The sequence below is a fragment of the Streptomyces sp. DH-12 genome (assembly GCF_002899455.1).
Taxonomy (GTDB): Bacteria; Actinomycetota; Actinomycetes; order Streptomycetales; family Streptomycetaceae; genus Streptomyces.
In genome coordinates this window covers 3,181,743-3,206,003 of the sequence record NZ_PPFB01000001.1, presented here as the reverse complement: position 1 = coordinate 3,206,003, position 24,261 = coordinate 3,181,743, and the positions used below count along the sequence as shown (strand labels likewise).

The 24,261-nt window shown below is 74.3% G+C and carries 15 protein-coding genes; 13 read left to right on the top strand and 2 right to left on the bottom strand.

Annotation, left to right across the window (positions count from 1 at the left end):
* The first annotated feature begins 564 nt into the window (after positions 1-564).
* The 3 genes from C1708_RS13060 to C1708_RS13050 all read left to right on the top strand — a co-directional run bounded on the left by C1708_RS13060 (position 565) and on the right by C1708_RS13050 (position 4,083).
* Positions 565-1,152, top strand: coding sequence for a sigma-70 family RNA polymerase sigma factor (locus C1708_RS13060; protein ID WP_093767456.1), 588 nt, complete (start codon positions 565-567; stop codon positions 1,150-1,152).
* 174 nt (positions 1,153-1,326) lie between these two features.
* Positions 1,327-2,832 (top strand): IMP dehydrogenase, encoded by a 1,506-nt coding sequence (guaB, locus tag C1708_RS13055; RefSeq protein ID WP_106412856.1) that lies wholly within the window; start codon positions 1,327-1,329, stop codon positions 2,830-2,832.
* Positions 2,833-2,958: 126 nt separating this feature from the next.
* Positions 2,959-4,083, top strand: coding sequence for a GuaB3 family IMP dehydrogenase-related protein (locus tag C1708_RS13050; protein ID WP_106412855.1), 1,125 nt, complete (start codon positions 2,959-2,961; stop codon positions 4,081-4,083).
* A gap of 355 nt (positions 4,084-4,438) precedes the next feature.
* Here the strand turns inward: C1708_RS13050 and C1708_RS13045 are convergent, their stop codons facing one another.
* On the bottom strand, positions 4,439-5,647 hold the full coding sequence (locus C1708_RS13045; RefSeq protein ID WP_106412854.1) for a nucleotide sugar dehydrogenase: 1,209 nt from the start codon (positions 5,645-5,647) through the stop codon (positions 4,439-4,441).
* A gap of 348 nt (positions 5,648-5,995) precedes the next feature.
* Here C1708_RS13045 and C1708_RS13040 point away from each other — a divergent pair, with 348 nt between their 5' ends.
* The 8 genes from C1708_RS13040 to C1708_RS13005 all read left to right on the top strand — a co-directional run bounded on the left by C1708_RS13040 (position 5,996) and on the right by C1708_RS13005 (position 21,390).
* Entirely contained in the window at positions 5,996-7,702 is a 1,707-nt protein-coding gene (locus C1708_RS13040; protein ID WP_106412853.1) for a glycerol-3-phosphate dehydrogenase/oxidase, read from the top strand.
* Between the two features lie 349 nt (positions 7,703-8,051).
* On the top strand, positions 8,052-10,046 hold the full coding sequence (locus C1708_RS13035; RefSeq protein WP_106412852.1) for a serine/threonine-protein kinase: 1,995 nt from the start codon (positions 8,052-8,054) through the stop codon (positions 10,044-10,046).
* 153 nt (positions 10,047-10,199) lie between these two features.
* Complete coding sequence (locus C1708_RS13030; RefSeq protein WP_106412851.1) at positions 10,200-12,680, top strand: serine/threonine kinase C-terminal domain-containing protein; 2,481 nt, start codon at positions 10,200-10,202, stop codon at positions 12,678-12,680.
* A 147-nt stretch (positions 12,681-12,827) separates the two neighbouring features.
* Complete coding sequence (locus tag C1708_RS13025; protein WP_106412850.1) at positions 12,828-14,477, top strand: serine/threonine-protein kinase; 1,650 nt, start codon at positions 12,828-12,830, stop codon at positions 14,475-14,477.
* Between the two features lie 83 nt (positions 14,478-14,560).
* Positions 14,561-15,835, top strand: a complete 1,275-nt coding sequence (locus C1708_RS13020; protein ID WP_106412849.1) for a serine/threonine-protein kinase — start codon at positions 14,561-14,563, stop codon at positions 15,833-15,835.
* A gap of 100 nt (positions 15,836-15,935) precedes the next feature.
* Positions 15,936-17,735 carry a serine/threonine-protein kinase gene (locus C1708_RS13015; RefSeq protein ID WP_106412848.1) on the top strand — a complete coding sequence of 600 codons (1,800 nt, stop codon included), beginning with the start codon at positions 15,936-15,938 and terminating at the stop codon, positions 17,733-17,735.
* 159 nt (positions 17,736-17,894) lie between these two features.
* Positions 17,895-19,508, top strand: a complete 1,614-nt coding sequence (locus C1708_RS13010) for a succinic semialdehyde dehydrogenase (RefSeq protein ID WP_106412847.1) — start codon at positions 17,895-17,897, stop codon at positions 19,506-19,508.
* Between the two features lie 64 nt (positions 19,509-19,572).
* Positions 19,573-21,390: a GMC oxidoreductase gene (locus tag C1708_RS13005; RefSeq protein ID WP_106412846.1), complete on the top strand. Its 1,818-nt coding sequence runs from the start codon at positions 19,573-19,575 to the stop codon at positions 21,388-21,390.
* Between the two features lie 165 nt (positions 21,391-21,555).
* On the opposite strand, the gene C1708_RS34405 is transcribed toward C1708_RS13005, so the two are convergent.
* The gene (locus C1708_RS34405; RefSeq protein WP_198602484.1) at positions 21,556-22,659 is read right to left on the bottom strand and encodes a hypothetical protein; all 1,104 of its coding nucleotides are present in this window, start codon (positions 22,657-22,659) and stop codon (positions 21,556-21,558) included.
* Positions 22,660-22,924: 265 nt separating this feature from the next.
* Between C1708_RS34405 and C1708_RS35050 the strand changes: the two genes are divergently transcribed.
* Positions 22,925-23,251, top strand: a complete 327-nt coding sequence (locus C1708_RS35050) for a hypothetical protein (protein ID WP_241911240.1) — start codon at positions 22,925-22,927, stop codon at positions 23,249-23,251.
* A complete protein-coding gene (locus C1708_RS12990; RefSeq protein ID WP_241911239.1) occupies positions 23,245-24,147 on the top strand; it encodes a hypothetical protein in 903 nt (300 codons plus the stop codon). The genes C1708_RS35050 and C1708_RS12990 overlap by 7 nt, the downstream gene beginning before the upstream one ends.
* Positions 24,148-24,261 lie beyond the last annotated feature (114 nt).

The following is a 24,261-nucleotide window of genomic DNA, read 5'->3' as shown; positions in this document are numbered from 1 at the left end:
CCGGACGCGGTGTCCGGGTCCCGCGGAGCGGGGCCGGGCGGCGATCCGGTTCCCGGCCGTGGTCGCCGCGCCGCGCGTTCCGTGCGGGACGCCGGCCGGTGCGGCGGCCGTACGCGCGGTCCGCGTACGGACGCAGGCGTCCTCCGCGGACGGCAGCGTGCCGGCCGCCGGCGGCCCTGACCTCCCGCACGCTCGTGTGTCGCACGCCTCGTCGCGTCGCATGCCGGCCGGGGCGTACCGGACCCGGCGCACCCCCGCGCCCGGGCCCCGCGTCCGGTGGGCGGGCCCTCTCTGTGCGGGCCCTCTCTGTGCGGGCCCGCGAAGAGCCTGCCGCGCGGGCCGGCGCACAGGCCGGACGTGGTGTTCGCCGCGGCCGGGAGGGACCCACTGCTCGTTTCGCGGCGGATGCCGCATCCTTGAGGTGTGGAGTTCCTCGGGGACGAGTCGATCGAGCGGAAGGGGAGGGCGCAAGGGATGAGTTCCGGCGCACCTGCTCATAACGCTTCGGTGCACAACCAGGGACACGGTGCCGCGGACCGGACGTCCGCAGGGCACCATGGACCGATGCGCGACGACGAGGCGGGCACGGCCCACGGGGCGATCGGTGCGCTCGTCCACCGCGCGGTCGACGGAGACGAGCAGGCCACGCACGACCTGCTCGCCCACGTCCACCCGCTCGCCCTGCGCTACTGCCGCACCCGTCTGTCCCGGCTGCCGGGCGACGCCCGGCACTTCGTCGAGGACCTCGCCCAGGAAGTCTGCGTGGCGGTGCTGCTCGCGCTGCCCCGCTACAAGGACACCGGCCGGCCCTTCGAGGCGTTCATCTTCGCCATCGCCTCCCACAAGGTCGCCGATCTCCAGCGCGCCGCCATGCGGCACCCCGGTTCGACCGCCGTGCCGTCCGACGAGATGCCGGAGCGGCCCGACGACTCGCTCGGCCCGGAGGAGCGCGCCCTGCTCAGCAGCGACGCCGAGTGGGCCAAGAAACTGCTGGCCAGCCTGCCCGAGAACCAGCGCGAGCTGATCCTGCTGCGCATCGCCGTGGGGCTCACCGCGGAGGAGACCGGTCAGATGTTGGGAATGTCACCCGGCGCGGTCCGGGTGGCGCAGCACCGCGCGCTGAGCCGGCTGCGGGCCCTGGCGGAGCAGTAACGCCCGTCCCCGCGCCGCCTCTTCGCGCACACGCGTCACGCATGTGAACGGACGATCAGCCGTTCCCGTAGGAACATACGAAGCCGGGGACCGTGCGGAACCGTGGAATGAGACACCCACGCTTCCCGTTAGCATGGACATCCGCACCGATCAAGGCCATTTGGGGAAGGTGTCATGACTGCCAACGTCGACGGAGTGCCCGGAAAATTCGCGACACTCGGGCTGACCTACGACGACGTGCTGCTGCTGCCGGGCCCGTCGGACATGGCACCCGACGAGATCGACACCGCCTCGTACGTCTCCAGGAACGTGCGGGTCAACATCCCGCTGCTGTCCGCCGCCATGGACAAGGTGACCGAGTCCCGCATGGCCATCGCGATGGCCCGCCAGGGCGGCGTCGGCGTGCTGCACCGCAACCTGTCCATCGAGGACCAGGCCAACCAGGTCGACCTGGTGAAGCGGTCCGAGTCGGGCATGGTCACCGACCCCATCACCATCCACCCGGACGCCACGCTCGCCGAGGCCGACGCCCTGTGCGCCAAGTTCCGTATCAGCGGCGTCCCGGTGACCGACGGCAACAAGAAGCTGCTCGGCATCGTCACCAACCGTGACATGGCCTTCGAGACCGACCGCACCCGTCAGGTGCGCGAGGTCATGACGCCGATGCCGCTGGTCACCGGCAAGGTCGGCATCTCCGGCCCGGACGCCATGCAGCTGCTGCGCCGCCACAAGATCGAGAAGCTTCCGCTGGTCGACGACGACGGCGTCCTCAAGGGCCTCATCACGGTCAAGGACTTCGTCAAGGCCGAGAAGTACCCCCACGCCGCCAAGGACGCCGAGGGCCGCCTGCTGGTCGGCGCCGCGGTCGGTGTCGCCGGTGACGCCTTCGAGCGCGCCCAGGCGCTGATCGAGGCGGGCGTCGACTTCATCGTCGTCGACACCGCGCACGGCCACTCCCGGCTGGTCGGCGACATGGTCGCCAAGATCAAGTCGAACTCCTCCGGCGTCGACGTGATCGGCGGCAACATCGCCACCCGCGACGGCGCCAAGGCGCTCGTCGACGCGGGCTGCGACGGCATCAAGGTCGGTGTCGGCCCCGGCTCCATCTGCACCACGCGTGTCGTCGCCGGCGTCGGCGTCCCGCAGGTCACGGCGATCTACGAGGCGGCGCTGGCGGCCAAGGAGGCCGGCGTGCCGGTCATCGGCGACGGCGGTCTGCAGTACTCCGGCGACATCGCCAAGGCGCTCGTCGCGGGCGCCGACACGGTGATGCTGGGCTCGCTGCTGGCCGGCTGCGAGGAGTCGCCGGGCGAGCTGCTGTTCATCAACGGCAAGCAGTTCAAGTCGTACCGCGGCATGGGGTCGCTGGGCGCCATGCAGAGCCGCGGCGACCGCAAGTCGTTCTCCAAGGACCGCTACTTCCAGGAGGGCGTCGCCTCCGACGAGCAGCTGGTGCCCGAGGGCATCGAGGGCCAGGTGCCCTACCGCGGCCCGCTGTCGTCCGTCGTCCACCAGCTCGTCGGCGGCCTGCGCCAGTCGATGTTCTACGTCGGCGGCAAGACCGTCCCCGAGCTCCAGACCAACGGCCGCTTCGTCCGGATCACCTCCGCGGGCCTCAAGGAGAGCCACCCGCACGACATCCAGATGACGGTCGAGGCACCGAACTACAGCCGCCAGTAGCGGCGGGCTTCCCGAGGGCGGCTCCGGACCACCGGGGCCGCCCTCGCCGTACGTCCGGGGCGGTGGGCGCCGCGGTCGTCGGGGATACTGGATGGCGCTGCAACGCAACAGGGAAAGGCCACAGACGTGACTGAGATCGAGATCGGGCGCGGCAAGCGCGGCCGCCGGGCGTACGCCTTCGACGACATCGCGGTCGTCCCCAGCCGCCGTACGCGGGACCCGAAGGAGGTCTCGATCGCCTGGCAGATCGACGCCTACCGCTTCGAGCTGCCGTTCCTGGCCGCTCCCATGGACTCCGTGGTCTCGCCGGCCACCGCGATCCGCATCGGCGAGCTCGGCGGCCTCGGCGTGCTGAACCTCGAGGGCCTGTGGACCCGCCACGAGGACCCGCAGCCGCTGCTGGACGAGATCGTCGGCCTGCCCGCCGAGACGGCCACCCGCCGCCTCCAGGAGATCTACGCCGCTCCCATCAAGGAGGAGCTGATCGGGCAGCGCATCAAGGAGGTGCGCGACTCCGGCGTCGTCACCGCCGCCGCGCTCTCCCCGCAGCGCACCGCCCAGTTCTCCAAGGCCGTCGTCGACGCGGGCGTGGACATCTTCGTCATCCGCGGCACGACGGTGTCGGCGGAGCACGTCTCCGGCTCGCACGAGCCGCTGAACCTGAAGCAGTTCATCTACGAGCTCGACGTCCCGGTCATCGTCGGCGGCTGCGCCACCTACACGGCCGCCCTGCACCTGATGCGCACCGGCGCGGCGGGCGTCCTCGTCGGCTTCGGCGGCGGCGCCGCGCACACCACGCGCAACGTGCTGGGCATCCAGGTGCCGATGGCCACCGCGGTCGCCGACGTGGCCGCCGCCCGCCGCGACTACATGGACGAGTCCGGCGGCCGGTACGTGCACGTCATCGCGGACGGCGGCGTCGGCTGGTCGGGCGACATCTCCAAGGCGATCGCCTGCGGCGCGGACTCCGTGATGATGGGTTCCCCGCTGGCCCGCGCCACCGACGCGCCGGGCCGCGGCCACCACTGGGGCATGGAGGCCGTCAACGAGGAGCTGCCGCGCGGCAAGAAGGTCGACCTCGGCACGGTCGGCACGCTGGAGGAGATCCTCACCGGCCCGTCCCACACCCCCGACGGCTCCATGAACCTCTTCGGCGCCCTGCGCCGCGCGATGGCCACCACCGGCTACAGCGAGCTGAAGGAGTTCCAGCGCGTCGAGGTGACGGTGGCGGACTCCCAGCACCGCCGCTGACCGCCGCACGGCCTTCCCACGGCACGGGAAGGGGCCGGTCACCTGAACGGGTGGCCGGCCCCTTTCGCGTGTCCGGTGGGCGCACGCGGTGCCCGGGAGCGCGCGGTCGCGCCGGGACCTCGTCCGCGCCGGCGGACCCGGCCGAGGCGGACGGTGAAGTGCCGGAGGAGGTGGATCTTGCGGCTGTTCGGATGGTCAGCGGCCGCCCCAGACGACGTAGGGGCGGACACCCGTGAACCATCCCGGAGCCTGCCGCAGTGCCCTCTGCGGTGGGCTCCACCTGTGTCCGCCGCACTCGTGCGGCGTCTCGCCCACCAGCAGTACCGGTGACACGGAGGCCCGCCGCGCGCCCCTCTCACAACCGGTGCGCCGCCCCCGCAGGGGTCGCGCCCCGGGTGTCCAGGAAGAGCTGGGCCTTGACCGACAGGCCCTGGAGGTCGTACGTGCGGTGCTGCTGGAGCAGGATCGTGAGGTCGGCGTCGGCGGCGGCCTCGTAGAGGGAGTCCGCGCGGGGGACGGGGCGGTCCAGGACGGTCCAGGACGGCACGTGCGGGTCGTGGTAGCTGACCGAGGCGCCCAGCTCCATCAGGCGGACCGCGATCTCCTGCGCGGGACTGCCCTGGAGGTCGGCGAGGTCGGCCTTGTAGGTGACCCCGAGGAGCAGCACGCGCGCGCCGCGCGCCGACTTGCCGTGCTCGTTGAGCAGCGCGGCGGCCCGCTGCACGACGTAGCGGGGCATGCGGCCGTTGACCTCCTGTGCCAGTTCCGCCATGCGCAGGGTGCGGCCGGCGTGCGCGGTGAGGTCCTGGGGGACGGTGTGGCCGCCGACGCCGGGGCCGGGGCGGAAGGCGAGGAAGCCGAAGGGCTTGGTCTCCGCGCAGCGCAGTACGTCCCACAGGTCGATGCCCAGGTCGTGGCAGAGCGCGGCCATCTCGTTGACCAGGGCGATGTTGACGTGCCGGAAGTTGGTCTCCAGCAACTGCACCGTCTCGGCCTCGCGCGGGCCGCGGGCGCGGACCACCTTGTCGGTGATGCGGCCGTAGAAGGCCGCGGCCGACTCGGTGCAGGCGGGGGTGAGGCCGCCGATGACCTTCGGGGTGTTGGCGGGGGTGAAGTCGCGGCTGCCGGGGTCGACGCGGCTGGGGCAGTGGGCGAGGTGGAAGTCGCGGCCCGCGCGCAGGCCCGACCCGGACTCCAGCAGGCGCAGCAGCGGGCCCTCCGTGGTGCCGGGCGGCACGGGGGACTCCAGGATCACCGTGGTGTGCGGGCGGAGCTGCGCGGCGAGGGTGCGGGCGGCCGCCTCGACCTGGCCGAGGTCGAGCCCGCCGTCCGCCGCGGGCGGGGTGGGGGCGCAGATCACGGCGGTGCGCACCCGGCCGAGCTCGGCCGCGCTGGTGGTGACCCGGAAGCCCTGCGCGAGCATGCGGCGCTGCTCGGCGGGGCTGAGGGAGCCGGGCTCGGGGCCGGTCCGGTACCCCACGGTGGGGATGCCGGCGGCGACGGCGGCCTGGGCCAGGGGCAGTCCGAACGGGCCGAGTCCGATGACGGCGAGATCTGCGGGCATGGCGTGGACCGTCCTTCCCAATAGCCGGAGTGCGACAGGGGCGCAAGCGCTGTGAACTGGACAGGCGAGCGCAATGTCAGACTAGGAGTAAATATGACCGATATGCGGGATTGATGGGCTGGTTTTCGGTGAGTCGTTCCGCGCGGTCGCCCCGCGGTGTTTCCGGCGGGACCGTTCGCGAGCCCGTGGCCGCGCGGTTGTCCACAGCCTGCGGCCCGGCGGTCGTCCACAGCCTGAGGCGGTGTGTGGCTGAAGTCGGACAACCCGGTCAGAATCTGGGCATGAGGGTGAGGTACCGGGCTTCGCCCGACGGGTGCGGCCGATGCGACCGATGAGCGGGAGGCAGCGGTGAGGACAGCGACACTGGGGCCGGCGCAGCGCGCCGGATCACTGGCGTCCATGGCGGAGCGCGAGCTGGACGTGCTGGTGGTGGGCGGCGGCGTGGTCGGCGCGGGCACGGCGCTCGACGCGGTGACGCGCGGCCTGTCCACGGGACTGGTCGAGGCGCGTGACTGGGCGTCGGGCACCTCCAGCCGCTCCAGCAAGCTGATCCACGGCGGCCTGCGCTATCTCGAGATGCTGGACTTCGCCCTCGTCCGGGAGGCGTTGAAGGAGCGCGGCCTGCTGCTGGAGAAGCTCGCCCCGCACCTCGTGCGCCCGGTGCCGTTCCTCTACCCGTTGCAGCACCGGGGCTGGGAGCGGCTCTACGCGGGGGCGGGCGTGGCGCTCTACGACACCATGGCGATGACCCACGGCCATGGCCGGGGCCTCCCCGCGCACCGCCACCTGAGCCGGCGTCACGCCCTGCGCGTCGCCCCCTGTCTGAAGAAGGACGCGCTGGTCGGCGCCCTGCAGTACTACGACGCCCAGATGGACGACGCCCGCTTCGTGCTCACCCTCGTGCGCACGGCCGCGGCGTACGGCGCCATGACCGCCAACGGCGCCCGCGTGACCGGCTTCCTGCGCGAGGGCGAGCGGGTCGTCGGCGCCCGGGTGCAGGACGTGGAGGGCGGCGGCGAGTACGAGATCCGCGCCAAGCAGGTGGTCAACGCCACCGGGGTGTGGACCGACGACACCCAGGCGATGGTCGGCGAGCGCGGACGGTTCCACGTGCGCGCCTCCAAGGGCATCCACCTGGTCGTGCCCAAGGACCGCATCCACTCCACCACCGGGCTCATCCTGCGCACCGAGAAGTCCGTGCTGTTCGTCATCCCCTGGGGCCGGCACTGGATCGTCGGCACCACCGACACCGACTGGGACCTCGACAAGGCGCACCCGGCCGCGTCCAGCGCGGACATCGACTACCTGCTGGAGCACGTCAACTCCGTCCTCGCGGTGCCGCTCACCCGGGACGACGTCGAAGGGGTCTACGCGGGGCTGCGCCCGCTGCTCGCCGGGGAGTCGGACGCCACGAGCAAGCTGTCCCGCGAGCACACGGTCGCCCACCCCGTCCCCGGCCTGGTCGTGGTGGCGGGCGGCAAGTACACGACGTACCGGGTGATGGCGAAGGACGCCGTGGACGCCGCGGTGCACGGACTCGACATGCGCGTGGCGGACTGCGTCACCGAGGACACGCCGCTGGTGGGCGCCGAGGGCTACCACGCGCTGTGGAACGGCCGCGCGCGCACCGCGGCCCGCACCGGTCTGCACCTGGTCCGGGTGGAGCACCTGCTCCAGCGGTACGGGGCGCTCGCCGAGGAGGTGCTGGACCTCATCGCCTCCGACCCCTCCCTGGGCGAGCCGCTGCGGGCCGCCGACGACTACCTGCGCGCCGAAGTCGTCTACGCCGCCTCGCACGAGGGCGCGCGGCACCTGGAGGACGTGCTGACCCGGCGCACCCGCATATCCATCGAGACGTTCGACCGGGGCACGCGCAGCGCGCGCGAGGCCGCCGGGCTGATGGCGCCCGTGCTGGGCTGGGACGCCGACCAGACCGACCGCGAGGTGCGGCACTACGAGAAGCGGGTGGAGGCCGAGCGGGAGTCGCAGCGGCAGCCCGACGACCTGACCGCGGACGCGGCCCGGCTGGGGGCTCCCGACATCGTGCCGCTGTAGACCGGCCGGCGGCGTTCCCCACGGGCCGCGGGGTCGCTCCCCGGCGCGCGAGGGCGGAACCCGGCCAGGTGCGCGGCCGGTTCGGGACCGGCGCCGACCGGGCGTTCCGCCTCCCCGCACGCCCGCCGACCCGGGCGACGGTGTGTCAGGATGGCCCAAGCGTGACCGAAACGGTGCGCTTCGGGTTCCCCCTATGTCGGGACCCGTCCGGCAAGGTGGAGGAACGCTTCGTTCCCCCGCCTGTCCGCCCGCCGTGTCCGATGGGCGGACAGAGGCACCCTGGGCGCCAGGCACTTGTCGCGTGAGGGACAATGAAGGCTCTGTCAGGGCGGGTTGCATGAGGGGACGCATGTCGGAGGCGGAGCGGGCGGGGACATCCCGTCAGGACAAGAGCGCACGTCTCCTCGCCGGGCGGTACCGGCTGGGAGACGTGCTCGGCCGCGGCGGCATGGGGACGGTGTGGCGGGCCGAGGACGAGACCCTGGGCCGCACGGTCGCCGTCAAGGAGCTCCGCTTCCCGTCGAACATCGACGAGGAGGAGAAGCGGCGGCTGATCACCCGGACGCTGCGCGAGGCCAAGGCGATCGCGCGGATCCGCAACACCAGCGCCGTGACGGTCTTCGACGTGGTCCAGGAGGACGACCGCCCCTGGATCGTCATGGAGCTCGTCGAGGGCAAGTCGCTCGCCGAGGTCATCCGGGAGGACGGCACGCTGAAGCCGCGCCGCGCCGCCGAGGTCGGGCTCGCCGTCCTCGACGTCCTGCGGTCCGCGCACCGTGAGGGCATCCTGCACCGTGACGTGAAGCCGTCCAACGTGCTGATCGCCGACGACGGCCGGGTCGTCCTCACCGACTTCGGCATCGCCCAGGTCGAGGGCGATCCCTCCATCACCTCGACCGGCATGCTCGTCGGCGCCCCCTCCTACATCTCCCCGGAGCGCGCCCGCGGGCACAAGCCCGGACCGGCGGCCGACCTGTGGTCGCTCGGCGGCCTGCTGTACGCGGCGGTCGAGGGCACCCCGCCGTACGACAAGGGTTCCGCGATCGCGACGCTCACCGCGGTGATGACCGAGCCGCTGGAGGAGCCGAAGAGCGCAGGCCCCCTGCGGGACGTCATCCACGGGCTGCTCAACAAGGACCCCGCGCAGCGGCTCGACGACCGCGCCGCGCGGGCCATGCTGACCGCCGTCATCAACGCCCCCGACACCGCGGACGCCGACGGACAGCCGGCGGACGCCACCCGGGTCGTGCCGCTGCCCGAGCAGCCCGGCACGCGGGACACCGGCGCCAAGCGGGGCGAGGAGGCCGCGGAGAAGCTGCGCGGCGCGCTGCGCTCCGTCCGCAAGGCCGCCGTGGCCGCCGGCGCGGCCGGCGCCGCCCGCACCAAGTCCGGTGACGTCACGGCCGCTCCGGCGTCCGGCGCGGCGACCCGCACCCCGGCCGCCGCGCGGACCGCGACCACCGCGAGCCCCGCCGCCGGAACGGCCGACGCGGCCACCGGCGGCCGCAGTTCGGGCTGGCCCGTGATGACGCCGCCGGACCTCCCCGCCCGGCCCGCGCCGCGCGCCTCGATCACCGACGTGGTGCCGCGCCGGACGCTGGTCGTCATCGCGCTGGTCGTGGTGCTCGCCGTGCTCGGCACGGTGCTGGCCCTCACCCTCGGCGGCGACGACGGGAGCGGCGACGGCGCCCGGGGCGGCAGCGGCGACCGGACCGCGGCGGGGAGCACCCCCAGCGCCGAGACCAGGACGGACGACGAGGGCGGCACCCGCACCGACGGCTCCGCCACCGCGTCCGCCGGGGAGGGCGCGAGCGCGGAAGCCTCCCCGGACTCCACCGGAGCGGGCGCGGGCGCCGGTGACGACGCCCCGGGCGGCTCGCAGGACGACGGCGACGGGGCCGCCGGGAAGACCGAGGACCACACGACGTACCGGGGGAAGCAGGGGTACTCGATCGGCCTGCCCGCGGGGTGGAAGTACCGGTCGTCGGACGACGCCGGTGACCGGTTCACGGGGCCGGACGGGCAGAAGCTGCTCATCGGCTGGACCACCACGCCCAAGGACGACCCGGTCGCCGACTGGAAGAACCAGGAGCGTTTCATGGTGCGCTCCCAGTACAAGCGGATACGGATCGTGGCGGTGGAGTACCGCGGCTGGAAGACGGCCGACTGGGAGTTCACCTACGTCGACGGCGGCGTCACCTACCGGTCCGTGGACCGGGGCACCGTCGTCAACGACGGCCTGGGCTACGGGCTGATGTACACGGCGCGGGCCGACGCGTGGGACGGCGAGCAGCGCAGGAACACGTGGCGCACGCTGACGCAGACGTTCCGCCCCAAGTCCTGATCATGCCCGGCCCGCGGATCGGGGATCCAGATGTGGCATCCCCGCTCGGCGGGTTGCCTCCGGCACGTATCGTGAGTGGTTGCGGACCGTACGGAACGGGAACGGGCCGTCCCAAGAACGGAACTGACCGACCGTAGTGCCGGGGGAGGCAACGTGGACGACTACGCGGGACGGGTCCTCGCCGACCGCTACCGCCTGCCCCTGCCCCCCTCCGACGAGTACGAGCTGACCGAGAGCCCGGCCTTCGACACCTACAGCGGCCAGGAGGTCCTGGTCCGGCAGGTGCCGCTGCCGGAGGTCGTCGAGGCCGAGGTGCTGGACGCCGAGGGGCTGCCCGAGGGCTTCACCGCCCGGGACGGCGCCGCGCGGCGCGGCGGGGGCGTGTCCGGCGGCGGCCGCGGGGCGGTGCGCCGGCCCGCCGACCCGGTCGTGCGGCGCGCCGTGGAGGCCGCGCAGGCCGCGGCGGCCCTGCCCGACCATCCGCGCCTGGACCAGGTCTTCGACGTGTTCGCGGAGGGCGGTTCGCTGTGGATCGTCAGCGAGTACGTCGCCGCCCGCCCGCTGGCCGCGCTGCTCGCCGAGAAGCCGCTGTCGCCGTACCGGGCCGCCGAGGTCGCCTCCGACGTGCTCACGGCCCTGCGCGTGCTGCACTCCCACGGCTGGGTGCACCGCAACGTCACCGCGCGCACGGTGCTGGTCTGCGACGACGGCCGGGTGATGCTCACCGGGCTGGCCGTGGGCGCCGCCGAGGAGGCGCTGTGCGGCTACGACCCGGTGCCGCCCGCCGACGAGGGGGAGGGGCCGGAGCGGGGCGTGGCGCTCGAGGCGCTCGGTCCGGGGGCCGGCCCGGACGGCGGACGCGGACCGGCCTGGCCGCCCGGGTCCGCCGCCGACCCGGACGCGGCACGCCGCGCGGCCATCGAGGCGCGGGCCGGACGGCTGCCGGGCGGTCAGGCCGGCGCGCCCGGCGGCCTCTCGCCCGTGGTGGCGCCCCGCACCCTGGACAGCGCGGGCGACGTACGGGCGGCGCGGGCCGGGGCCATCGCCGCGTACCGCGCGGGCGCCCGGGCCGCGGCCCGTGTGCAGGAGGCCCAGCAGGGCTCCCGCGCCGCGCTGCCCGGCGCGCGGCCCGCCCCCGAGGAGGGCGGCGAGCAGCAGCGGCCGACGCCCCCGGGACAGATAGCCGACCCGTACGGGGTGGCCGCCCCCGGCTGGCACGGGGCCGCACCCCGGATCGGCGCGCAGGCGAGCGGCGCCCCGGCCGTACCGGGCCCCGCCTCCACCGGGTCCGCCGCGTCCGCAGGTCCGTCCGGGGCGCCCGCCGCCCCCGCCGGCCGCTGGGACGAGCCCGCCGCACACGCCCCCGCCCGCCGGGGCCCCGCCACCGCGCTGGCCGCCGAGCGGGCCCGGCAGGCGCGGATGGCCGTCGTCGGGCCCGTCACCGAGCGCTGGGCACCCGAGCAGGCCGGCCCCGTGCACGAGAACTGGCAGCTCGCCGCGCCCATCGGACCCGCCACCGACCTGTGGGCGCTGGGCGCGCTGCTGTTCCGCGCCGTGCAGGGGCACGCCCCCTACCCCGAGGAGTCGACGGCCGAGCTGGTGCAGATGGTCTGCGCCGAGCCGCCCGCCTTCGCCGAGGAGTGCGGCCCGCTGCGTCCGGTCGTGGAGTCGCTGCTGCGCCAGGACCCCACCGAGCGGCCCGACTTCGAGGAACTGCGCGGTTGGCTGCGGTCGCTGGTGCGGTCCGCGCCCGAGCCGGAGGCGGGTCTGAACGTCATAACGGCCCCGCCGGTCGACGTGGGGCGTCTGCCGGTCGTACGGCGCCGGGGCGAACTCGTGCGCAAGCGGCGCGCCGGGCTGCCCGCCCGCCACGGGCGGCACAAGAAGGCCGCGCCGCGCGGCGGTTCGCCGCGGCGCCTCGGCCGCACCCTGCTCCTGCTGGTGCTGCTCGCCATGGCGGCGGCGATCGCGTACGCGGTGCTGTTCCTGCCGAAGACCGGCGAGGAGACCACCGGAGCGCCCGCCGCCGAGCGCACCGGGACCACGGGTGGCGCCGCGCCGGGCCCCTCGGACGACGCCGGCCGCCCGGACAGCAACAACTCCCCGAGCGGGGGCGGCAGTCCGCGCAGCAGCTCCGAGGAGTCGGCCGGCTCGGACGAGACCCGGACCACCGGACCCGAGGTCGCCGACGGCTTCACCCTGCGCAAGGACCCCGAGGGCTTCCAGGTCGCCGTCGCCGAGGGCTGGCAGCGCACCGGGAAGAACGGCAGCGGCCAGGTCGTGTACTCCAAGGGCGGCTTCGAACTCATCGTGGTGCCGGGCCGGGACAGCGCCCGGCAGTTCGGCAGCGACCCCATGGCCTACCAGCGGGACGCCGAGCGCGAGCTGCAGCCGTACCGCGACTCCAGCTGGGCCACCTCCACCGGTCTGAAGACCATCGAGGTGGGCGGACGGGTCATGGCCGAGGGGCAGTTCACCTGGACCGGCGACCGGGGCGAGCTGTACGTGCGCAACCTCGCCGCGCTGATCGACGGCCGCTACCACGTGCTGCAGGTGCGCGGCCCGGACGGCGAACGGGACGAGGTGACACGGATCTACGAGCAGGCGGCCGCGACGTACCGGCACACCGGCTGACCACGGACGGAACCATGAGGGGCGGCGCGGGACGGGGGCGCGGCAAACCATCACAGTGCGGTCTCCTTGGCGCCCCCTCGGTTCCCAGCACGGGCCGGGGTACCTACCCTGGCCCTGTCAAGACCATTGCGGGGCAACGTGAATCAGATGCAGGGCTCGCTCGTCGCGGGCCGCTACCGACTCGGCGAATCCATCGGGAGCGGTGGCATGGGCCGGGTGTGGCGCGCACACGACGAGGTGCTGCACCGTTCCGTCGCCATCAAGGAACTGACCGCCGCGCTCTACGTCTCCGACAGCGAACAGGCCACCCTGCTGGCACGCACCCGAGCGGAGGCGCGGGCCGCCGCGCGGATCAACCACTCGGCCGTCGTCACCGTGCACGACGTGCTGGAGCACGACGGCCGGCCGTGGATCGTCATGGAGCTGGTCGAGGGCCGCTCGCTGGCCGACATGGTGAAGGAGCAGGAGCGGGTCGAGCCCCGTGAGGCCGCCCGCGTCGGCCTGTGGGTGCTGCGTGCCCTGCGCGCCGCGCACGCCGCCGGCGTCCTGCACCGCGACGTCAAGCCCGGCAACGTGCTGCTCGGCCGGGACGGCCGGGTGCTGCTCACCGACTTCGGCATCGCGCAGATAGACGGCGACGCGGCCATCACCCGCACCGGCGAGGTCGTCGGGTCCGTCGACTACCTGGCGCCCGAGCGGGTCCGCGGCCACGACCCCGGCCCCGCGTCCGACCTGTGGGCGCTCGGCGCGACCCTGTACACGGCGGTGGAGGGCGTCTCGCCGTTCCGCCGCACCTCGCCGCTCACCACCATGCAGGCCGTCGTCGAGGAGGAGGCCGAGCCGCTCCGGCACGCCGGGCCGCTCGCGCCCGTCATCAGCGCGTTCCTGCGGAAGGATCCGGCCACCCGGCCCGACGCCGCGACGGCCGAGCGGATGCTCGCCGAGGCCGCCGAGGGACGCCGGCCGGGGGCGGCGCAGGAGTACGTGCCCACCCGGGCCGTCGACGCCCACGTGCCGCTGCCGCGCCAGACCGGGCCGCACCCCGGCGCGGGCGCACCGCCGTACACGACCGGGACGCCGGCCCGCCCGCAGGGGAGCGGCTCCACCGCCGTGCAGACGCCGTACGGGACGCCCACGGTGTCGCGCCGGCGCTCGCGCGGGCGGATGGTCGCCCTGGTCGTCGCGCTGGCCGCGATCCTCGGCGGAGGCACGGCGGTGGTGCTCCAGCAGCAGGACGACGGGGGCCGCACCACGGCGGGACCGACCGCGGCCCCCGGCGCCGCGGTGACGCCCGGCGTGTCGGACACCGGCGGGACCGCCTCGGGCAGCCTGCCCGAGGGATGGGTGCGCCGCAGCGACCCCTTCGGATACACCGTCGTGCTGCCCGGCGAGGACTGGGAGCGGGTGGTGTTCGACGAGGAGACCCGGCAGGTCGACTACACGCCCGACGGCGGCGAGCACTTCCTGCGCATCGCCGTCGACGACGCCCCGGACTTCGACGACCCGTTCGACCACCTCAGCGACCTCGACCAGCAGGTCGGCGGGCGTCTCGTCGACTACGAGCAGATCGAGCTGAAGCGCCTGACCTACCGTGACCGCCCGGCCGCGCGCCTGGAGTACGGCTGGACCGCGCTGTCCAAGGACACCGAGTTCCCCGGGCCCTACCGGGCGGTGGACCAGATGTACCTCACGCGCGACGGCGTCGAGTACGCCCTCTACATGGCCGGTCCCGCCGAGGACTGGGAGACGACCAGGCAGCAGTTCGAGACGATCCTCAGGGGCTGGCGCGAGCCCTGACCGCCCCCGGCGTGCGCGGACGTGCGCCCGTTGGCCGAATCGCCGTACCGGAGCGGACACATCCGGTGGGGCATGATGGGCGCATGGTGACCGAGGGGGAGCCGGACAACGGGACCGGCGGGGGCAACGCCCGCGTCGTGGCGGGACGTTACCGCTTGGAGGAACTGCTCGGACGCGGCGGCATGGGCGTGGTGTGGCGGGCCACGGACCAACTGCTCGGCCGGGGGGTCGCGGTGAAGGCGCTGCCCTTCGACGAGACGCTCACCGCGGCCGACGCGCGGCGGCAGCGGGACCGCACCCTGCGGGAGGCGCGCGCCCTGGCCCAGCTCAGCCACCCGAACATCGTCGTCGTGCACGACGTGGTCGAGGACGACGAACGGCCGTACATCGTACTGGAGTTGATCGACGGGCCGTCCCTCGCCGAACGGCTGGCCGCCGAGGGGCCGGTGGACGCGGCGGAGGCCGCGCGGATCGGCGTCGACCTGCTGGGCGCGCTGCGCGCCGCGCATGCCGCCGGGGTGCTGCACCGCGACCTCAAGCCCGCCAACGTACTGCTGGAGAACGGCACCGACCGGGTGCTGCTCACCGACTTCGGCATCGCCCAGATGCCCGGCTCGACCACGCTCACCGAGAGCGGGTCGTTCGTAGGCTCGCCCGAGTACACCGCCCCCGAGCGGATGTCGGGCGCGCGGACCGGGCCCGAGTCGGACCTGTGGTCGCTGGGCGCGCTGCTGTGCGCGGCGCTCAGCGGCGAGTCGCCGTTCCGCCGGGACTCGCTGAGCGGGGTGCTGCACGCGGTGGTCGTCGACGAGATCCGGCCGCCCGCGCAGGCCGGGCCGATCCTGCCCGTGGTGCTCGGCCTGCTGGAGCGCGACCCGGACCGGCGGCTGGACGCGGACCGGGCCGAACGGATGCTGCGCGCGTTCCTCGCCACCGGCCGCACGCCCGGGACGGCCCCGCTCGGTCCGCTGCCGGACCGCGACCCGCCCCGCCGCAGACTGCCGCTGTGGCGGGAGGTGCCGGAGCCCGGCCCGCAGGGCGTGCGGGGCGGGCGTGCCGTACGGCTCCAGCCCACCCGGGGTGCGCTGGTGGCCGCGCTGGTGATCGCCGCGCTGGCCGGGGCGGGTGTGTCCGCGGGGGCGCTGCTGCTCCAGGACCGGAACGGCGAAGGGGGCGGCGGCACGCCGAGCACCACGGCGCCGGGGACCCCCGCGCCCGGGCCCGTACCGCCGTCCACCGCCCCGCGGCGGCCGGCGCCGTCGTCCCCGGGGGCCGGGGCGGGTGGTGTCTCGTCCACGCCGACGGGCGGTCCGACGTCCGCGTCACCGGGGTCCTCGGCGTCCGCCTCGGCCGCATAACCGCAGAAAAACGGCATAAGTCGCGGCGTGGGTCACGGGTCTGTGACCGGTGGCGACCCGCTGTGGAGCGGCGGTGGTCCGGCACGATATGGATGGACCCATGAGCAGTGACGGGGGAGCCCGCAACGAGGCCGACGAGCCGACCAGTTTTGGTCTGCAACCGCCCAATCCGAACCCGCCGGCGGCCGTGCCGCACCCCGGCAACCCGTACGCGGCGCCGACCGTCGTGGTCCCGCCGCAGGGGCACGGCCAGGCGCGCGGCCACGACCGGGCGCAGCACGCCGCGCCGGACACCGCTGCCGCGCCGGACGGCGCGCGCGGACGGGACGCCGCGCGGGGGAGCGGACCGCAGCAGGCCGCACCCGGCCCGGCGCCCGCTCAGGACCGGCCCGGCGCGTCCGACCCCGACCCCGGCGCCGGGCGGCTGGTCGCCGGCCGCTACCGGCTGCTCGCCAAGCTCGGCCACGGCGGCATGGGCACGGTGTGGCGGGCCAAGGACGAGACGGTGGACCGCGAGGTCGCCGTCAAGGAGCCCCGCGTCCCCGACCATCTTCCCGAACGTGAACGGGCCAACGCCTTCGAGCGGATGCGCCGCGAGGCCCGCGCCGCCGCCCGGCTCGACCACCCCGCCGTGGTCAGCGTCCACGACGTCTGTGTGGTCGACGGCCGGCCGTGGATCGTGATGGAGCTCGTCCAGGGCCGCTCGCTCGGCGCGGTGCTCCAGGAGGAGGGCACGCTCTCCGCGCGCGAGGCCGCCCGCGTCGGCCTGGAGGTCCTCGGCGCGCTGGAGGCCGCCCACGCGGCGGGCGTCCTGCACCGGGACGTCAAGCCGGACAACGTGCTCCTCGGCCGCCACGACCGGGTCGTCCTCACCGACTTCGGCATCGCCCAGATCGAGGGCGAGACCAACCTGACGGACACCGGCGGCTTCGTCGGCTCGCCCGAGTACATCGCCCCGGAGCGGGTGCTGGGCCAGCGCCCCGGCCCCGCCTCCGACCTGTGGTCGCTCGGCGTGGTGCTGTACGCGGCGACGGAGGGCGTGTCGCCGTTCCGCCGCAGCAACACGCCGGCCACCCTCCAGTCCGTGCTCAACGCCACGCCGGCGCCGCCCGCCTCCGCGCAGGGCCCGCTGGCCGGCATCATCACCGCGCTGCTGCAGAAGGACCCGGCACGCCGTCCGAACGCGGCCCAGGTCCGGGCCGCGCTGGAGGCCGCCGCGAACCCGCCCGCCCCGCAGCCCACCCAGGTGGCCACGCTGCCCGTGCCGGGCCGCGAGGGCGGCGTCCGCATCGGCCGCAGGACGCTGCTGGGCCTGGGCGCGGCGGTGGTCGCGGCGGCCGTCGTGGTGGGCCTGGTGGTCGCGGACCCGTTCGCGGGCCCGCTGCCCGACGGCTGGAAGACGCACGACCTCGGTGACCGGGCGGGCGTGTCCCTCGCGGTGCCCGAGGAGTTCGTGAAGGACGAGCCGGACGACGACGCCGACGGCACCGTCGTCTCCTTCACCGACCCGAGCGGCATGGTGCGGATCGAGACCGACCGCGACCTGAAGTCCGAGGACGAGGACGGCAAGCTCATGGCGTCGGCCTCGGAGGAGGCGTTCGAGCACTGGAACGACCTGCGCGACGGCGAGTACGGCCGGGGGATCGCCGGTGACCCCGCGCCGCAGGGCCGGCCGCGTGAGACGACCTACAAGGACCGGGACGCGGCGACGAACACCGTCGTCTACACGACGACCACCACGCCGGCGGTGCAGCGGGAGGTGCAGCTGCTGTACTACCGGAACGAGAACGGCGACATGTACACCCTCCGGGTGGACTACCCGGCCAAGGGCTACTTCACCGAAGAGGGCCGGGAGATCGCCCGCACGGTGACCGACTCCTGGGACGTCCACACGCTCTGACCGCACGTGACCGTGGACCCGTCGGCGTCTCGGGCGCCGGCGGCGACAACGCGCTGATCAGCGGCTTCGTTGCCAGCGTTCACTGGCGTTGTGTGAGCCCTGCGGGAATCTGTTACCGACGGGTACACAAAGCGTGCGCCCCGGCATACCCTGCGCCTCATGACGGACGCGCAGACCCGGGAAACGACCGGCACCAATCCCCTGGCCCCCGCCCCCCGGGGCGCCCGCACCGCCGCCGACGTGGTCACGCCGGAACTGGTCGCCCAGCTCACCAAGGGCGTGCCGGGCTCCGGCCGCACCGCCAACCACACGCCGTTCACCGGCGAGAAGCTGGCCGACCTGCCCGAGTCGACGCCCGAGGACGTGGCGAAGGCGTTCGAGGCGGCCCGCGCCGCCCAGGCCGTGTGGGCGCGGATCCCGGTCCGGGAGCGCGCCGCGGTGCTGCTGCGCTTCCACGACCTGGTGCTCGACCGCCAGGCCGAGGTGCTGGACCTGATCCAGCTGGAGACCGGCAAGGCCCGGCTGCACGCCCACGAGGAGGTCCAGGCGGTCGCCGTCGCCGCCCGCCACTACGGCCGCCGCGCCGCCGCCTACCTGCGGCCCAAGCGGCACACGGGCGCCGTGCCGGTGCTGACGAAGGTCTCCGAGCTGCGCCACCCGCGCGGGGTGATCGGCCAGATCGCGCCGTGGAACTACCCCCTCGAACTGTCCGTCGGCGACGCGCTCCCGGCGTTCGTCGCGGGCAACGCCGTCGTGATGAAGCCCGACACCGAGACCTGCCTGACCGCGCTGTGGGCACGTGACCTGCTGATCGAGGCCGGGCTGCCCGCCGACGTGTTCCAGGTGGTCCTCGGCGAGGGCCCGGTCGTCGGCCCCGAGGTCGTCCGGCACGCCGACTACGTGTCCTTCACCGGCTCCACCCGCACCGGCCGCGAGGTCGCCCAGGGCGCCGCCGCCCGCCTGGTCGGCGTCTCCCTCGAACTCGGCGGCAAGAACGCCATGCTCGTGCTGGAGGACGCCGACCTGGACAAGGCCGCCGCCGGCGCCGTCCGCGCCTGCTTCTCCTCCGCCGGCCAGCTGTGCATCTCCATCGAGCGGCTCTACGTCCACGAGGCGGTCGCCGACGCCTTCCTGGAACGCTTCGCCGCCCGCACCAAGGCGCTGCGCCTGGGCACCGCCCTCGCCTACGGCGCCGACATGGGCTCCCTGGTCGGGCAGCGCCAGCTGGACGCGGTGACCCGGCACGTGGAGGACGCCGTCGCCAAGGGCGCCACGGTCCTCGCCGGCGGCACCGCCCGCCCGGACATCGGCCCCTACTTCTACGAGCCGACCATCCTCGACGGCGTCGAGGCCCCGATGAGCGTGTGCACCGAGGAGACCTTCGGCCCGGTCGTCTCCGTCTACCGCTTCTCCTCCGACGACGAGGCGGTGGAGCGCGCCAACGAGACGCCGTACGGGCTCAACTCCTCGGTGTGGACGAGGAACGCCCGGCGCGGCCGGGAGATCGCCGCCCGCCTGCGCACCGGCACCGTGAACGTCAACGAGGGCTACGCGCCCGCGTACGGCAGCGTGCAGTCGCCGATGGGCGGCATGAAGGACTCCGGTCTCGGCCGCCGGCACGGCTCCGAGGGGATCCTCAAGTACACCGAGGCCCAGACCGTCGCGCAGCAGCGGCTGCTGCCGATGGCGCCGTCGCTCGGCATGGACGACGAGAAGTACGCGGCCTTCATGAGCCGCAGCCTGCGCCTGATGAAGGCGTTCCGTTTCCGCTAGGTCCTCCGCCCGGCCCGGTCCCGGCGCCACAGCTTCGAACGAGAGCTTTCGACGAGGAGAGCACGTGTCACAGGAGAACTCCGCTCCCGCCCCCGACGACGACGCCGGCTACGACTACGACGTGCTCGTCGTCGGCTCGGGCTTCGGCGGTTCCGTCTCGGCGCTCCGGCTGACCGAGAAGGGCTACCGCGTCGGCGTGCTGGAGGCCGGCCGCCGCTGGACCCGCGCGTCGCTGCCGAAGAGCTCCTGGGACCTGAAGAACTACCTCTGGGCGCCCAGGCTCGGCATGTACGGCATCCAGCGCATCCACCTGCTGGGCAACGTGATGGTGCTGGCGGGCGCGGGCGTCGGCGGCGGTTCGCTGAACTACGCCAACACCCTGTACGTCCCGCCCGCGCCGTTCTTCGAGGACCCCCAGTGGGGCGGCATCACCGACTGGCAGGAGGAACTGGCGCCGTACTACGACCAGGCGCGGCGCATGCTCGGTGTGCGGCTCAACCCGACGATGACCCCCTCGGACGTGCACCTGAAGGCGGCGGCCGAGCGGATGGGCGTGGGCGACACCTTCCACATGGCGCCCGTCGGGGTCTTCTTCGGCGACGGCGAGGACGCCGACGGGTCGGTGAAGGCGAAGCCGGGACAGGAGGTGCCCGACCCGTACTTCGGCGGGGCGGGGCCCTCGCGGCGGGCCTGCGCCGAGTGCGGCGAGTGCATGACCGGCTGCCGGCACGGCGCGAAGAACACCCTCAACGAGAACTACCTGTACCTCGCCGAGAAGGCGGGCGCGGTCGTGCACCCGATGACCACGGCGGTGTCGGTGACGGAGGACTCGCGCGGCGGGTTCGCCGTCGCCACCCTCCCCACCGACGACCGCCGCAGGGGCAGGGGCCGTACGTTCACCGCGCGCCGGGTGGTGCTGGCCGCCGGCACCTACGGCACGCAGACGCTGCTGCACCGGATGCGCGCGGGCGGGCAGCTCCCGCACCTCTCGGACCGGCTGGGCGAGAGGACCCGCACCAACTCCGAGGCGCTGGTGGGCGCGCAGACCGACGACCGCCGCTACCGCAAGGTCACCGGCGAGCCGAAGGCCGACTTCACCCGCGGCGTGGCCATCACCTCCTCGATCCACCCGGACGAGAACACCCACATAGAGCCGGTCCGCTACGGCAAGGGCTCCAACGCGATGGGCTCCCTGTCGATCCTCCAGGTGCCGTACGCCGATCAGTCCTCGGGCGCGGCCCGGGTGCTGGGCTGGCTGGGCAACGCGGCCCGGCACCCCTGGCTGATGCTGCGGTCGCTGTCCAACCGGCGCTGGTCGGAGCGGACCATCATCGGCCTGGTGATGCAGTCGCTGGACAACTCCCTGACCACCTACCTCAAGCCGTCCGGGGTCGGCCGCGGGCTGCTCACCGCGCGCCAGGGGCACGGCGCCCCGAACCCCAAGCAGATCAAGGCCGCGACCGACGGGGCGTCCGCGCTGGCCGCCGAGATCAACGGCTTCCCCGGCTCCAACGTCGGCGAGCTGACGGGCATGCCGCTCACCGCCCACTTCCTCGGCGGCTGCGCGATCGGCGACTCCTCCGAGACCGGTGTGATCGACCCGTACCACCGGCTGTACGGGCACCCCGGCATCACGGTCGTCGACGGGTCGGCGGTCTCCGCCAACCTCGGCGTGAACCCCTCGCTGACCATCACCGCGCAGGCGGAGCGGGCGATGTCGTTCTGGCCCAACAAGGGGGAGGAGGACCCGCGTCCGGCGCAGGGGGAGGCGTACCGGCGGCTGGCGCCGGTGGAACCGAAGTCACCGGCCGTGCCGGCGAACGCGTTCGGCGCGCTGAAGCTGCCGTTCCTGGGGATCCCGGCGGTGCCGCCGAAGAAGTAGCGCACACGCGCGGGAGAAGAACGCGAGAGGAACAAGGGGAACAAGGAGAACAAGGGGAACAAGGGGAGCAAGGGGAGCAAGGGAAAAGGGGGAGAGGACCTGTGCCCCCCTCCGAGCTCAGGTCCCTTCCCCTTGTTCCGGGCGCCGCCGCGCGGGCGGCCGGTGTCACGCCTCGGTGCCGGCCTTACGGCAGCGGACGACGAACAGCGCACCCGCGCCGGCCACGACGGCCACGCCGCCGACCAGGCCGATCACGGGCAGGGCGGAGCTGGAGCCGGTGTCGGCGAGGCTGCCGGTGACCGTCACCTCGCTGACCTTCTCGAGCTCCTTGACGCCGCCGGTCTGCGGCTTGGCGTCGTCCGGCTCACCGGCGTCGGAGCCGGCCGCCAGGATGTCGAAGAAGTAGATCCAGCCGTTCGGGTCGTCGGCGATCCAGCAGCCCTCGGTGTCCGAGTACTCGGCGAAACCGCCGGTGAGGCCGAGCGCGTCCGGCACCGTGCCGCTGACGGAGAGCCGCAGCTGGTACGAGACGGACTGGCCGGCGCCCAGCGAGAACGCGGCGAACGTGGCGCCCTCGCCCGCGGCGCCCGCGAGCGTGTTCCACCTGCCGGCCGCCTTGTCGTACGCCTGGACCGTGATCCGGCCGGAGTAGTCGCGGACGTCCTCCCAGCCGACCGCGGCGACGCCGATCAGCGGCTTGATGTTCTTGATCTCCTCGTCGCCGCGGTTGGAGACGTCGAAGGAGAACGTGGTCCAGCCGTTGCCCGCGACGATCGTCCCGGGCAGGCCGGAGAGACCGCTGCGCAGGTCCTCGCTGAGTCCGGCCGTGCTCTTGCCGTTCTCGTCGACGCAGAACTCCGTGTCCTCCTCGGCCGGAGCACTCGCGCTGGGGCTCGATGCGGGGGAGGTGGGCGACGCCGAGGCGGTGGCGGACGGGGAGGACGACGCGGAGCCGTCGGTGCCGTCGCCGTTCCCGGTCTCGTCGTCGTTCCCGGTCTCGTTCCCGTTCCCGTTCCCGTTCCCGTTCCCGGTCTCGCCGGTGTCCTGCTCCGGCTGTCCGTCCTGCTCGCCGGTGCCGGGCTCCGTGGACTCCGTCTCGGCGGGGCCGGTCGCCGGGGCGGACGGGGTGGTCGTCTCCGTCCCCGTGGACCGGGTCGCGGAGGCGGAGGACGTGGGGTCGGTCGCGTGGGCGGCCGGGGCCGTGAGGAGGGCGGCCGGGACTATCGCTGCCGTCGCGGCCGCTGCGGCCAGGGCGCGGCGAAGCTTCATGAAGACCTCGGTGAGCTCGGCGTGCCGCGCGGTGGCGGCACGGGTCGAAAGGCGCCTTCGTCTGGGGCGCACGGGGTCTGATCCGTGAGATGTCAGTGAAGGGGATCATCGACGCCCACGGACGGTTGTCCTGGAACTCACAGAATCTTTACGTGATGTGGATCACGTGCGGTCGGGGTGACCGCTGGCGTAGGGTCACCGCCCACAAGATCACACCGAGCGGCGTCACACCGAGCGGCGTCACACCGAGAGAGACCGCCGTCCCGTGGCCGAGAAGCCGTCCGAAGAGTCCCTGCCGCAGTCCGCCGTCCCTCCGGACGACGTGTGGGAGAAGTTCCTCCAGGACAGCCGGGCCGACATCCCCGCCTCCGCGCCCAAGGAGCCCTCCGCCCGGGCCCGCATGGTGACCGAACGGCTGCGCGCCATGGACGAGGCGCGGGCCGCCGCGGCGGCGGCCGTCGCGGCCGGTTCGGCAGGAGGAAGCCCGCCGCGCCCGCCCAGCCCGAGGGGTGGCGCACGGGGCCTGCCCGGCAGGAGACCGACGGCCGGGCCGCACGCCGCCGCACGGTGTGGAGCGTCGTCGGCGTGCTGACCGCCGCCGCCCTGGCCGCCGTCGCCGTCAATCCGTCGGCCGCGCTGTCCTGGCTGCCCGGCGGACTCGGCGGCGGGGGCACGGAGGCGTCCGGCGCCGAGCCGTCGCCGCTCGCCCCTGGGACCGCCCGTCCCACCGGCGCACCGGGCGAGGCCCCCGAAGACGTCCCCACCCGGGAGCGGCCGTTCGCCGGTTCTCCGGCCGCCCGCTGGGAGTCAGGGGAGGACGCCGTCCGGCTGCCGGGGGCGAAGGCCGTGAACGGGGTGCCGGCCGACCGGATCGAGGACGCGCTGCGCGGCACCAAGGAGTTCCGGGTCTCCGCCAGCCTCGACCCCGCCGTGCTGAAGGGCGCCGAGCCCGGGAAGGCGCTGGCCCTCGTGGACCCGCTGCGGACCGACTGCCTCGCAGAGCTGCGGGCCGCGCTGCGGAAGCCCACCGAGGACAATGACCCGGTGACGACGATCACGCGCTTCGACCCCGGGAAGATCGACCTGGTGGGCGAGGTGCGGGTGCGCGGCCGGAGGACGGTGGCGCCCGGCAAGGACGCCGAGGGGCGGGCCGTGATCACGGCCGACCACACCTTCGTGTACGGGGTGGCCCGCGCCGGCGGTGACGAGACGACCCGGGTGATCGTCCGCCGGGTGCTCCGGGTGGACGCCGCGGACCCCGCCCGCTACCAGGGCACCGAGGGACGCCTGCGGATCCGGGACGTCCGCGGTGAGACAGGCGACGACGACTGCCAGGACGGCGACGGGCCGACCAACCCGTCCTTCCTCAGCGATCTGCGGACCGCGCCGCCCTCCCCGGCCGGCGAGGCCCGCGACCCGTACGACCGCAGCCGGGGCCTCTCCCGCAGCGGCGGCCCGGACGAGTGCGGGGTCGTCATCCGCACCTGAGCGGTACCGGTGCGCACGGACGCGTCGGCCGGCCCCGGGCGTCCCCGGGGCCGGCCGATCTCTCGCGTGACCGGGATGGCTGTCCCCTGCCCCCCGGTCACCAGTACCGGAACG

Bases quoted from the DNA above. Each gene is read 5' to 3' on its own strand.
- C1708_RS13060 (WP_093767456.1), top strand. From the start codon at position 565: ATGCGCGACGACGAGGCGGGCACGGCCCACGGGGCGATCGGTGCGCTC.
- guaB (WP_106412856.1), top strand. From the start codon at position 1,327: ATGACTGCCAACGTCGACGGAGTGCCCGGAAAATTCGCGACACTCGGG.
- C1708_RS13045 (WP_106412854.1), bottom strand. From the start codon at position 5,647: ATGCCCGCAGATCTCGCCGTCATCGGACTCGGCCCGTTCGGACTGCCC.
- C1708_RS13035 (WP_106412852.1), top strand. From the start codon at position 8,052: ATGTCGGAGGCGGAGCGGGCGGGGACATCCCGTCAGGACAAGAGCGCA.
- C1708_RS13025 (WP_106412850.1), top strand. From the start codon at position 12,828: ATGCAGGGCTCGCTCGTCGCGGGCCGCTACCGACTCGGCGAATCCATC.
- C1708_RS13020 (WP_106412849.1), top strand. From the start codon at position 14,561: ATGGTGACCGAGGGGGAGCCGGACAACGGGACCGGCGGGGGCAACGCC.
- C1708_RS13015 (WP_106412848.1), top strand. From the start codon at position 15,936: ATGAGCAGTGACGGGGGAGCCCGCAACGAGGCCGACGAGCCGACCAGT.
- C1708_RS13010 (WP_106412847.1), top strand. From the start codon at position 17,895: ATGACGGACGCGCAGACCCGGGAAACGACCGGCACCAATCCCCTGGCC.
- C1708_RS34405 (WP_198602484.1), bottom strand. From the start codon at position 22,659: ATGAAGCTTCGCCGCGCCCTGGCCGCAGCGGCCGCGACGGCAGCGATA.